At 26.6% G+C, this 13,858-nt stretch carries 9 protein-coding genes; 1 reads left to right on the top strand and 8 read right to left on the bottom strand.

All coding sequences use genetic code 11. The annotated features are described in order from the left end of the window. Positions 1–76: 76 nt before the first annotated feature. Positions 77–1,723, bottom strand: coding sequence for an ATP-binding protein (locus tag H9660_RS02150; RefSeq protein ID WP_191748092.1), 1,647 nt, complete (start codon positions 1,721–1,723; stop codon positions 77–79). A 104-nt stretch (positions 1,724–1,827) separates the two neighbouring features. Between H9660_RS02150 and H9660_RS02145 the strand changes: the two genes are divergently transcribed. Next, positions 1,828–2,052, top strand: coding sequence for a helix-turn-helix domain-containing protein (locus tag H9660_RS02145; RefSeq protein ID WP_191748090.1), 225 nt, complete (start codon positions 1,828–1,830; stop codon positions 2,050–2,052). A gap of 65 nt (positions 2,053–2,117) precedes the next feature. Here H9660_RS02145 and H9660_RS02140 read toward each other — a convergent pair whose 3' ends face one another. From H9660_RS02140 to glmS, 7 genes are all read right to left on the bottom strand, one after another. Then, a complete protein-coding gene (locus tag H9660_RS02140; RefSeq protein WP_191748088.1) occupies positions 2,118–3,974 on the bottom strand; it encodes a TnsD family Tn7-like transposition protein in 1,857 nt (618 codons plus the stop codon). 32 nt (positions 3,975–4,006) lie between these two features. After that, positions 4,007–5,548, bottom strand: coding sequence for a TnsD family Tn7-like transposition protein (locus H9660_RS02135; protein WP_191748086.1), 1,542 nt, complete (start codon positions 5,546–5,548; stop codon positions 4,007–4,009). Between the two features lie 40 nt (positions 5,549–5,588). Then, on the bottom strand, positions 5,589–7,271 hold the full coding sequence (locus tag H9660_RS02130) for an ATP-binding protein (RefSeq protein WP_191748084.1): 1,683 nt from the start codon (positions 7,269–7,271) through the stop codon (positions 5,589–5,591). Further along, positions 7,264–9,408, bottom strand: a complete 2,145-nt coding sequence (locus H9660_RS02125; RefSeq protein ID WP_191748082.1) for a Mu transposase C-terminal domain-containing protein — start codon at positions 9,406–9,408, stop codon at positions 7,264–7,266. The genes H9660_RS02130 and H9660_RS02125 overlap by 8 nt, the downstream gene beginning before the upstream one ends. Next, complete coding sequence (locus H9660_RS02120; RefSeq protein ID WP_191748080.1) at positions 9,405–10,244, bottom strand: TnsA endonuclease N-terminal domain-containing protein; 840 nt, start codon at positions 10,242–10,244, stop codon at positions 9,405–9,407. Before H9660_RS02120 ends, H9660_RS02125 begins: the two co-directional genes overlap by 4 nt. Positions 10,245–10,966: 722 nt before the next feature. Continuing rightward, the gene (locus H9660_RS02115; protein ID WP_191748078.1) at positions 10,967–11,137 is read right to left on the bottom strand and encodes a hypothetical protein; all 171 of its coding nucleotides are present in this window, start codon (positions 11,135–11,137) and stop codon (positions 10,967–10,969) included. Between the two features lie 256 nt (positions 11,138–11,393). After that, positions 11,394–13,220, bottom strand: coding sequence for a glutamine--fructose-6-phosphate transaminase (isomerizing) (glmS, locus tag H9660_RS02110; RefSeq protein WP_191748076.1), 1,827 nt, complete (start codon positions 13,218–13,220; stop codon positions 11,394–11,396). Positions 13,221–13,858 lie beyond the last annotated feature (638 nt).

Here is a 13,858-nt window from a genome sequence, read left to right as displayed (position 1 = left end):
CGCTTATGATATCTTAGCTTACAATTGTAAAAATAAAATATACATGAACGTTTCTGAAACTAATTATAATACATAATTAATTAATTTGCTTATTTTTATCATTTATTAAGAAATTAATAACACTTGATAATTCTATAATAGGTATTATTTTTTCCGTTCCATATTTTAATAGCCATTGTCCCTTTTCGAAACATAATTTTAGTTCAATCCCATCAACTAATGTTTTTCTGTCATTTATTTCCAAATCAACTTTCCAACATACAATACAATCAAATGTCATGTAAGGATGCTCATGTTTAAATAAATTACTTAAAAGATATTCTATTTCAACAAGTAAAGTTTCACCTTCATTATTTAAACATATCAAATCAGTAGTAGATTGAAGTGAATAATGTGCAATAGAATCAATTATATTTATATATCTTTTAAACTTAGGATTACTTAATAATGCTGACAATAACAAAGCTACTTGAGCTTCATTATCTGGAATACGTTTTATAGATATATTTTCTAAATTTAAATTTTCTAACTTACTAAAGTCTTTAATTCTTTGTTTTAGATTTATACTTTTTTCTTTAATAGTAAAATTTATTTCTTCTTGTTTTCTCATCTTAAAATATGTTGATTGTGTACTTGGTAAAATATCATTATTTATTATTTCTTTAACCATTAAATAAATCCATTTTACTTTAGGATCATCGTCATTACTTACATTATTTCTATCTGCAGTAAGCTCAAAATTTTGTGAGTTAACTAATATATGAAAATGATGATAATTCGGATCCGATATAAGACTTGATTTTTTAGTAAATGGAATAAAATCCTTTGCCAAATATATTCCAAATCTTCCTTTTAATCTTTCACTTTGTCTTAACTTACATATTGATTTTCTACAATTGACTCCTGACACAGTACCATACATCTGAAAAGAAACATATTCTCCATTTATATTTGTACTCCTATGATAGGGTCCAAAATGTCTACAATAGTTTACAGATCTTTCATATATCTTTTCATTATTATCTACTAATGGATTTTCTTGGGGAGGAAAAAATTGATGCGCACCAGCGATTTCTTCTCTAATATCAAGAATGCAATCATTTATAAATATTCTTGGAGCAACTTGCATGTTCTTTACATAGCAGTTTAATTCAGGATATGTAGCGAATATATTCTTGAAACTTCCCCCTGCAGTAAACCAAAGAATATAATCTTTTATTGTTTCTAAATTATAGTATTTTTCTGGATTATCAACCAAATATCCTTCAATAATTATTTTAGTACCATCCTTTCCAATTATGGAATCTTCAGTCTCGATTGTATATGTAGGAATTTCGTTATTGATTAGGAAAAACCAAGGTTCCTTCATTTCTGCTATCAGTCTTTTTGAATTATTTTTTTGTGTTATTACCGTTATTTTTCTACTTTTGAAAAATATCTTAGTTCCTAATCCCTTTTCTCCTATATTTCTTTTATCTTTCCTTGAATCACCTAAATTAAAGAAACTTTCTAATTCATTTTTATTCATTCCACACCCATCGTCAGTAAAAGATATACAAAATACTCCATCTAAATCCCTATAGATTTCAATATTTATATTCTTTGCTTCTGCATCTACTGAATTACTTATTGCTTCTCTAGTTACTTCTAATGGATCTATTAAATTTTTAACTATTTCTTGAAATAAAGATATATCCTTAACTAACGGTCTATAGACTTCCATTTATATCACCTCAAATAAAATTTTCAAAATGTGTGGTTACCACACATTTTATTTTGTTCATTTTATTACAATTAATACATAAAAAATGAATTAGGACTGATATTATGGAAAAAAGAAATATTATTGGTGATAATGTTAGAAGATTAAGAAAACAACAAAAACTTACACAAGAAGAACTTACTGCTAAACTTCAAACAGTAGGATTAGATATTGATAGACCAATGCTTACTAGAATTGAATTGAAACAAAGAGAAGTTTATGATTATGAAGCATTTAAGATAGCAAAGGCACTAGATGTAGAAATTGAAGAACTTTTTAATGAAAAATAAGCAATAATACTAAATATTCAGTATTATTGCTTATTTTTATTAGAATCGTATTAATTAAATTCATTTTAAGTTCTATCAACTTCTTCTCGATATATTATTATAATATTCTCTATCTCATCTTTTATTCCTATAGATATTTTATTAATATTTATATTATTATTTCTCAGAATTGCTGCCCTTGAAAAATTTTTTCTTATATTATCATCATTTTCACAAAAATTTCTGACCCTTCTTATTCTAAACTCATCAACACTCTCAATTATATTAAGTAAATATTTTTTTGATTTTGGCAACTTATCTATTTTAAATCTTATTCTCTGTTCAATTCTTTTTTCTATAGATCTGAAAGTAATCTTAATAGGTTTATTCTCATTAATTATTTCTTCGTAAGCAACCTTTATTTTTTCTAAAATTATTTTATCTTGTTCCTTAAAATCAATCCCTTTTACATGCATCTTATTAGCTTTAGCCTTTGGTAAATTTTCACTTAACCATTCTTTATTATTTTTCATTAGCCATGAATATTGTTTTTTAAATTTTTTAGAAATATCACTTCTTAAACATTCCGGATTATTCTTAATAAATGCAAGAATATCGCTTGTATAAACACTAAAAAAATCTCTCCTTTTTTCGATGCTATACTTAGGTTTATCTTTGAACTTATTATGTTTTTTATAATAATCTACAACTTCATATTTAACTCCTAATCTCTTTCCTATATAATTATTACTATATCCTAAATTTATCAATTTTATAAATTCATGTCTCCATGCATTACCAAAATCTATTACTTTATCCTTGCTATAAATATTATCTTTTCCATTAAAGCCTTCTTTTCTTCTATATGTATAACCACATTCCTTACATTTAAATATTCCATTCATTAACACACTTCTATATGAATTTCGTATTTGGTATTCTTTAACAACCAATTTTCTATAATTAATACATATAGGGTTTAAACATGGCCATGGTCCATCTCCAAAAACTTTTTTATTCCTTTTATATTTAAAAAACTCTTCAACTTCTCCTGATAAGAATATCATTAATAAAATACTCTTTATACTGTTAATAGAATTGAGCTTTTTTCTAAATATTCCCTTAATCCAGTTAGAATAATCCTCACAATCTGATTCAGAAAAAAATATTTTTAAAAAACTATTCCCATAAAAAATATTAAAATCATTTATTAGTTTTTTTTCCTTTATATATTCCTTTTCTGTTGTATAACCTCTAATTCTTAGAATATCATAATATCTTTCTATAATAGTTTCTTTATTATATTTCAAATTATTAATATTCATAATATATTCTATTCCATTGGAAACCTTTATTAACTTTTCTTCCAAATCACTTTCATAGTAAGAAATATCTTCACTTTTTATTTCTTCATATTTAAGCGTAATAAATTTATTTTCTTCATCTATTTTAATTGGATAAAAATTTAATTTACATTTATGTTTTGAACATATTAAATATCCTTCAAACTGATGTATTCTGTGAAAATACGCTTCACCAAACTTATGGAAATCCTCTTTAGCACATAATGGACAATATCTATCCTTTATATAATCTCTCAACTTACTTTTATTAATTGAAAATTTTGTATATATCTTATCATTTCCCTTATATTTCATATAGCTTATTACTTCTTTTTGTATTTTTTCAGAACAAAATAGTGCATATGCTATAAATACAGTATGATTAAAAATAAAATATTCAGAGGTGTACTCTTCATTATTTAATTGAAGTTCTAAATAATTTAATCCTGCTGGGAAAAGCTTTGCTACAAGCTTACTTCTTCTTCCTGAAAGTTCTTCAATTGTATCCTCATTCTTGTAATTTCCTGAATAAAAATGATATCTTGCATATATATGTCTTATACTTTCATCAGGATATGGATCAGTAAAAAATGTTAACATTAATTTCTCCCTTAACTTATCTTAAGTTATCTTTATATAATTTTTTCTATACAATCACTTTTTATTTCAATATATTGAATCAAGCAATCTTTAATATCGTTAAATTGGTTTGTTCTAATAGCAGCAGTTCTTTGTATCTTCCATAATTTAATTTCTTCATTATTTTGAATAAGGTTATCAATTATAACTTTACACCTTCTTAATTGGAAATCTTTAGTGCTTTCAAATACTTTCTCTAAAAAATTCCTTGTAAGCGGTAATTTTTCTATTTTCTTTTCAATATTATCTAATATACCTAAAGACTTAGCCAAAGAAGTTCTAGTTATCCGCACAGGCTTTTCTAATGATTTTATCTCTATATATTTTTTCTGTAGTATCTCAAAATAAAGTTTATCTCTTTTTTCCCAATCAATTCTTATTATTTGCTTTTCTTCTTTAATTTTCTTAGGCAAGTTACTAAATAACCATTCTCTATCATATCTATAAAGATATATATATTCTTTTTTAAGCTGCTCTCTTAAAGTGGTTCTATTCATCCCCTTATTTTCATCAATTATCTTAATAAAATTCCTCTTATATTCTGATAGTTTATTCAAATTAGCATTTTCAATATTATACTTACTATTCTCAACCTTTTTATCTATCCATATTATCTTAGTTTTAAAAAATTCTTCTATATTATTGCACAAGAATCCTATTAAAAGCAGATGTCTTATTGGATGAGTAACTCTTTCTGAATTTCTAGTTACTATCTTTAACCAATTATATTCATCATCAAAGTCTATATATGATTCTAATGATTCTAAAAACCCCACACCATAATAATCTATAAATTCTTCATACAGTCTTCTCTGCTTAATAGTACCATTTCTTCTAGCAAGCCCTTTACTAAATAGAAAAAATTTATATCTACTTGATATATTATTTTTATTTATTTCATTTAAATCTTCTGTAAATAAATAATGTGCATCCTTAGCTAACTTCAGATGTTTTTCATAATTATTTACTTTTTCACTACCTATTTCTAGACTTAATAATTCTTTATCTAATTTTATATATTTAATTCTACTTGAATCTAATTTTCTAATTGAATATCTTTTTAGTACATTACCGTCATGAGCACATATCATTATTCCTTGTAGTTGATGTTCTCTATGTATATAGGCTTCACCATACTGCTGAATATCTTTCATTGCACATATAGGACAATAGTATATATAATTTTTCTTACATATTGAACCAGCTATTATTCCTAACTTTGTATAAATTGTACCACTTCCGTTAAATTTAATATCTCTTAATATTTCATCTCTTCTTTTGTAATCTATAAATGGAGCATAATATGGAAATATAGTATTTTTATTTATTATGTCATCAGCTGTATATGTTCCTCCTAGTTCATTTGCTAGATATTCTAACCTCCCACCAAATTCCAACGTTGGTATCATCGTTCTTTTTCCAAAACATTCTTCTATTGTATCTTTAAAATCAATATTTCCTGAATAAAAATGAAATCTAGCTATAGCAGAATAAATTAATTCATCTTTATACGGATCAGTAAAAAAATCTATCAAAATATTATCTCCTAATCAGCATTACTATTTTATATAAAATTCAACCTAATTTAAAAAATTCGTCTATAGGATTTTTTATGTATCCATTATTTTTTAACAATTCGTATGGATGTACTTTTCTATCTATAGCAAAATTATATATTTTCATTAATCCGCTACCTAATTTTTCACTAGTCTTATTAGATTTTTGGGATTCTAATCTCTCATTAAGTTCTATTGCTTTCTTTAACGCTTCCTTTTTATGATTAGTATAATCTTCATTAGTATCAGACGTTTCAACTATTTTTTCACAAATTTTTCTTATATCAATCAGCTTTAAATTATTAAATATATCCATAATTTCCGTAAGTTCTAATATCAAATTTTCTATTCTACTTTTTCTCTTTAATTCTACACTATTGCTCTTTTCCTTATAAATCTCTCTCAATATACCTTTAAATTCTATATTTCTTTGATATAAATTGCTAATTTCCTCAAAATTTATTGATATGTCTTCATATTTCATTATTTCTGATAAATTATTGTTTTTTAATGCTTTAATCATTGGTTGAATCATATGTAAATCCTCTTTAGCAGTCTCTCTTATTACTCTTACTGTTAATTCTTCTTCTTCTTCTTGTAAGGCTCTTTCCTGAGACAAAATAAATAAATTAACTGCTATTGCTGTAATACCTTGACATTCATCATAAAGTGCATTCTTAATTTCATCTGTTAATTTAGCTATTTTATTTAAGCCTTGAATTCTCCACATACTTTCAATAAAATAATTCCATTCATCACTTTCTTTTTTCATCCTATCCCATATAATAGAACCCTCGCTAGCAGCTCTTCTTGCTTGTCTAAAATTCGCATCAAAAATTTTTTGTGCCTTACTAGTACCAATCAAAACAGTTGGTATTCCTACTGTATTAGTCAAAGTTACAAAGAAATTAAGCATCTCTTGTTCGTCATTTCTTGAATTTAATAAATTTTGTATTTCATCTATAACTAATACTCCTATGCCATATATCCATGCTAATTTACTCATATTAATTAGCATATTTGACGCAACACGATTTGAGTATCCAAACTTTTCCAAATATCTAGTTCCTAATATATCATCAATTGCCTTAAAAAAACTTTTACATAATGTTGACAAACTTCCATCATAAGGGCAATCTATTTTCAACCAAACAATCTGCGTTCTTGTAAGATTTTGATTTTTATATTTCGAATGCCTTATTACCTGCGGATACATAAGTAACAGTCTTTCAATGGCTGTAGTTTTTCCTATTCCAGAAATCCCCACAACAGATATGCTATCTGCAGTAGTTCTAATATCAGATAAATAATCTTCCATATCATTTTTTTTAATTGAATTATCATTAAGTTGATTAATAACTCTTATTCTCTTTAAAAATTCCTTACTCAACGGATTTCTACATAAATAGCCCCTTCTTATAAGAATGCCTAATCTTCTTCCTAAGAGAAGATGTTCAGGTAATGGTTGTATAAAATTTTTAGTTCTTTTAATAATATGATATCTTAACGTTTCAGATTTATTTCGATCATTATCTGTAATTTCTGGTGATACAGTAAATCTATTAATAATTTCATCATCTCCTACTATATCTGGCAAAGCCTCTATTAAAGGGTTATTGGAATATTCATCAAGCTCTTGTTTCTTATAATCAGCTTCTATAACATCGCCTATAAGAATTGTCATTCTTATATTATTATTCATAAATATTTCTCCTTACTTTTTTTATCTTCTCCATTAACTTGCTATTTGTACTTTTCTTTTTGTCTTGGTGGAAACTAGGTAATTCGATAATCTCTGAAGTTTTAGTGATTTTTTTTGATTCTTCACCTAATATAAATGCTTCTTCTTCTCTGTTAAGCTCCTTTTCTATAAATCTATTATTTTTAATTCCCTTAATCCTTTGTCTAGATGATTTATTATATTCAATTTCTTTTTCTTTAGCTTTTTCTGCTTGTTTAACAATATTTTCTATTTCATTTTCTAAATTTATATCATTTTGATTTTTTTCCTTTAAAGACTCTTTTGCTAATTCTGATTCTAACTCTCTCTGAAAAATTATTTCTTCTAATAAAGAATTCTTATATTGTAAACTCACATCAATTAAATAAAATTCATCATAATCTCTACCATTATTAAAAGGAATATATATTTTGTTCATGTTCCTCGGATCATAAACTACCTCAATATTTCTTACTTTCTGTTTTATAAACCACTGTTCTCTAATAGCTTTGTCTGAGCTATAGTATAAGCCCTTAAATCTTATCCCAGCCCTTGATATACCCGCTTTCCCTTTTGGCAATACATTTAGCCTAAAAATTTCTCTATCAATAACCCTTAATCTTCCTTTTCTATTTTTTATTCCCCAATTCCAAAGGTTAATTGGAGTTGGAACTATCTCATCTTCTATCATTTCTTTTTCCATAGGATATTTATCTATTATTTTATTATTATGATGTAAAACAATATTTATATATATTTTGGTAAATTCCTCTAAGGTTAATGTTGCATCTAATCTATAGTCTCTATCTCCACGTGTTCTATATTCTTTCTGAATAGCACCTGGTGTTTTGTGTTTTATTTTTTCATTCGTAGTTCTAAAATTCCTTTCTACGATACCCTTTAAGTCTCCCCTATAAGGAGAAGTATTCTCTATTCTAATATTTAGATTATTAATTAAATTTTCAACTGAATATCCTTCAAATTCTCCTCTATCAGCAATAATAATTTCAGGCAGATGTTTACATGGCCATTGTTCTTCTGTTATTTCAATACCGTACTTATTACAATATTCAACCTTATCCAAAATCATATTATCTAAAGCCATCATAGCTCCAGTCCATGATGGTCCTTCTAATCCTACATAAACTCCAGTAATCATTCTTGAATAAACATCTATAATTGCATAAATAATAGGTCTACCTATTATCCTATTTCTATTTAAAGAACTTACTAAGTAAATATCTGCTATTGTTGCATCAACCTGAAACCTTGTACCTGGTCCATCAGTCTCCTGTTTTGAATTGCTTAATAACTCTCTATGTTTTAGATTATATTCTTTTTCGCTTTCTCTTAGATAAATATCCTTTTGTATATTTTCTGTCTTAGAATACCAATATGTAAATTGTCTATAAGTAGGTATTTTGCATTTATCCCAAACTACATATACCTTTTCACCATTTTCTATATATATATCTGAATAAAAATCACGCAACATTAATGTATAAGTTTCTTTAAGACTTATTTTTTTCTTATTCCTATAATATTTATTAATAGTAAACTCAAAATGTTTTTTTACATCATGTGTTATATTTATTCCTTCAACTACCTCTCCATAGTAAGTAGGATTCCTACGTCTACCAACTTTAATCTTAGATAAATTTCTTTCTTTTCCCTTAGCTCCTGACTTAAAGTAATCTGGTAATAATGAATTTTTATTCATTCCTTTCTGCCAATACCTACCAAATAGTCTTTTTACAGTTGCTAAACTTATGTTACTTTCCTCACTAATCATATTAAATATTTTATTTCTATAAGATTTTTCTAACAATTTTAATTTATTGTCAACATAATATATATTTATTAAATTCCAATCAGCATCTCTTTTTTTTATTTGAACTTGGGTAAGATTTTTATCCTCAACAACTCTAAAGAAGGGATCTTTAATTAAAATTAACCTATTCGACTCTATTTCTTCTTGTAATCTATCCATCTTTTCAATTTTAGGCATAGACATATTTGTATCAATATTCACAATATATACATTCTCTTTATCAATCTCTATAATTCTTATTCTTTCTTCATTTTCCATGTATTTGTACACAGAATTAACAGTAATCATATAAAATCTACCTTTTTCATATTATTCTCATATATAGTTTTGATTACTATATGTTTATTAATATCAATTCTTTCTTTCATTTCTATTTGTATAATTTTATTTATTAATAAATGTTTAAATATCGCTATTGCAGTTCCATTGTCTAATAACATATCACTATCAAATTCAAAACAAATGTCTCTCATACTCCTTTTGTCATCAACTATTCTACTTATAAATTCGTATATTAAATCTTTAATATGTAAAGAATTCATATCATTTAAGCTATCTATACTTGTTATATCCTTATAACTATGAATAGAACTTATGTTGAATGAGATAGTTTTATCTATTTCTTCTTCTGTTACAATTCCCCAATCTACACCTCTTTTCTGCCAAAATACACGTTCTATTTCAAACTTCTCTAATACTCGTTTATTGGATAAATCATCTTTGCTTTTTATTGTTCTAGCCATTTCTTTAATTTCATCTCCAGTAGATACTGTGACTAAAAAGTCTGTAGTCATTACAATATCTTCTCCAGTTTTAGGATGTTTAGGATGTTTAATCCCCAATTCCTTTGCTATTAAAATAGTATCTTCGATAGGCAATAATGGATATTGTTCTCTAATATCTATAACGTTGTCTGAAAATTCTACTATATAAAAATAATTTTTCTCCATATCTGATAAAAATTCGTGTTGTCTTCCAGTGAGTATCCCATTAACTCTTGTCACCCTACCTTTAGAAGAGACATCTTGAATAGTTATCCAAGGCTTATATTCACTTCCTTTACCAATTCCTTTCCCTTGCTTTATTCTTTTTTCATAATTTTGCATTCTAACTCTCTTTGCCATATTCAATCAATCCTTATTATAAAAATATATCTCAATTCCTAACTTCATAAGACCATTTACACATTTTTACTAATATTACTTTATTATGCTTCAAAAAAATAAAAAAATCCCCAAAGCATATTAAACTTTGAAGATTTCATACAAAAAAAATTTTTCCTACTGCTGATATAAAATATCAGTTAAAAATATTTAATTCTCTATATCAAAAAATATGTTATATCATATTTTTTAATTAAAGTATATCATACACTAATAATATTATATATGATTTTTTATAAATGATTTCAACTTTATTGAGATTCAAATTTAGTTATCTAAAAAAGTCTTAAACTTAAAATAATCTTATGATCTTAAAGATCCCCACAATTTTTTAAAGTAGTAAACAAATTTTATTATTAAACCCCAAAAATGAAAATCGAATAGGAGATATTCTATATAATACTATCAAATATTTTTAATGTTATTTAGCCTCATTTCTTCACATTCATTCTAAAGAAATAATTGATTACACTTTATATAAGAAAATAGATAAACTACTATTATCTGCTGTTGATATACCTACGCTTATTAGATTTTCGTATGAAAGCCTACTATTATAATAACTTGGAGGTTCTACTTTTCCTAAGCATAGCTATAAGCTTTTCGCGACTACAGTTCTCTCTTGTGATATTATTTATATAAAAATACACTCCTACATAAAAATGTAAGAGTGCATAATTTTTTTAATTAATAGTCTTCTCTGCTAATTCTTGCAAATCAGCTATTATCACTTTAACTAAGTCTAATTTTCCTTTAGCATAGTCCTTTTCATTTAACCAATCAATTCCAAGTTCTAATGCCTTTTCTGTTTCTTTATATTCATCTATTAATGTCTTTATTAATTCTTCATTCATATATATCAACTCCATATAACCTTCTTTTTATTTTATGACTCAGCATCTTATTTTAAAATATAGTATTATCTATTCATCCCATATATTATTTAGTTCAGGACTTTTTGGCAAAGTCTATTCTAATATAATTTATTTTTTAGACAATTACATCAGACTTTATTGTAAAGGTTCAATCTTTGTTGTAAAAGTTCAAACTTTGTTGTAAAGGTTCAAACTTTATTGTAAATCTACAATTATTCTCTCCTCAAATCTTAGCTTACTCAACAGTAACTGATTTTGCTAAATTACGTGGCTTATCAACATCACAACCCTTTTGTTTAGCCATATAATATGATATTAATTGTAGTGGAACTACTGAAAGTACTGGTGTTAATAATGAATGTGTTCTTGGAATGTATACTACATCATCACAAACTTCTTTAGCATCTTCATCACCTTCATTTGCTATTGCTAGCACTCTTGCTCCTCTTGTAACTACTTCTCTAATGTTACTTATCATCTTATCTTTTAATCTGTCTTCTGTTAGTAATGCTATTACAGGAGTTCCTTGTTCTATTAAAGCTATTGGACCATGCTTAAGTTCTCCTCCAGCATATGCTTCTGAGTGAATATATGATATTTCTTTTAATTTTAATGATCCTTCTAATGCAACAGCATAGTCTAATCCTCTTCCTAAGAAGAATAGATCCTTATCCATATAGTTTTTAGATGCAAACTTTTGTAAGTCTTCTTTCTTAACTAATATTTCATTTACCTTTTCTGGTAAGTTCATTAACTCTTCTTTAAGAGCTTCTGCATCTTCATTACTAATTGTTCCCTTAACTTCTCCAAGATATATTCCTAAAATATACATTGCTATTAATTGTGTTTCATAAGCCTTTGTTGAAGCAACTGCTATTTCTGGACCTGCCCAAGTATAAAGTACATGGTGTGCTTCTCTTGATGCTGAGCTTCCAACAACATTTGTTATTGCTAAAACTTTTGCTCCTATTCTCTTTGCATCCCTTAAAACAGCTAATGTATCTGCTGTTTCTCCTGATTGGCTTACAACTATTAATAATGATTTATCTGTTATTAATGGATCTCTATATCTAAATTCTGAAGCAATATCTACTTCAACTGGTATTTTTGCTAATTTTTCTATTATAGTTTTTCCAACTAATCCTGCATGATAAGCTGTTCCACAAGCTACTATAAATACTCTATCAAAAGATTCTAATTCTTCTTTTGTAATATTTATATCATCTAATTGAACCTTTGAGTTCTTTAATACTCTAGATGTTAGTGTATCTTTTATAGCCTTTGGTTGTTCATGGATTTCTTTTAACATGAAATCTTCATATCCACCCTTTTCTGCTGCATCAACATCCCAAGTAACATGATAAATTTCCTTATTTACTACTTCACCATCTTCAGTTTTAATTTCTATACCTTCATTAGTCATTATTACAAACTCTTTATCTTCTAATAAATAAACTTCTCTAGTATGATTAAGAACTGCTGGTATATCTGAAGCTATAAAGTATTCATTTTCTCCAAGTCCAACTATTAATGGGCTATCTTTTCTTACTGCTACTATTTTATCTGGTTCATTCTTGCAGATAACTCCTATAGCATAGCTTCCTTCCATTTTAGAAGTTGCTTTTACAACAGCATCAAATAAGTCACCTTTATAATAATAATCTACTAAGTTAGGAATAACTTCAGTATCAGTTTCTGAGTAGAATTCATATCCCTTTCCCTTAAGCCATTCCTTTAGCTTCATATAATTTTCTATAATTCCATTATGAACAACACTTATTGTAGCATTCCCATTTGTATGAGGATGTGAATTTATATCAGATGGTTCTCCATGAGTTGCCCATCTAGTGTGTCCTATTCCTATATTTCCATTTAAAGGACTCTGTTTTAAATTATCTTCTAAATTCTTTAAACGTCCTTTATATTTTCTAACCTTTATTTCTCCATCTTCTAATACAGCTACTCCTGCTGAGTCATATCCTCTATATTCAAGTTTTGATAATCCCTCAACTAATATTGGAGATGCTTCTTTTTTTCCTACGAATCCAACTATTCCGCACATATTTTTTCTTCCTTCCTTTTTTCATATATTATTCTGATTTTAATTTAGAACTATCACAAACCTTTTAAATTAAATTTATAATGTATATATTTTAAAGACTCTTTCCAAAGTTTATTCCTTAATTCTACATTTTAATTATTAATTCTAAATTGTGTGATAGCACCTTGAAGGCTTTAACACCAAGCTAATCTTGTCCTGCAAATCACTTCACAGTTTTATTAGCCGTTAACGGTAGTGTGCAATACCGTGGGGCACCCGCCGAAGTATCGATACTCCCCAACCTCGTCAACTTAAGTGAGATTCCAAATTTTACATTTGGCTAATCGAACTTACTCAGCTTGCTTAGTTTCCTATTTCCATTCCAAATTTTACATTTGGCTAATCGAACTTACTCAGCTTGCTTAGTTTCCTATTTATATTCCAAATTAGCTCTTTTACTTTGTAAAACTTACTGAGTAAACAAATAAATTTCATCCGTAATTCCTAAAATATAAAGGAAACTCCTTCTCATATTCATTCGAATGAGTAAGTTCGCCTGACTAAATCAAAGATTTAGAGGCTTAAAGGAAACTCCTTCTCATATTCATTCGAATGAGTAAGTTCGCCTGACTAAATCAAAGATTTAGAGGCTTAAAGGA

The organism is Clostridium gallinarum (genome assembly GCF_014836325.1).
GTDB lineage: Bacteria > Bacillota > Clostridia > Clostridiales > Clostridiaceae > Clostridium > Clostridium gallinarum.
The sequence above is the reverse complement of the archived record's forward strand: the minus strand, read 5'-3'. Positions and strand labels throughout refer to the sequence as shown.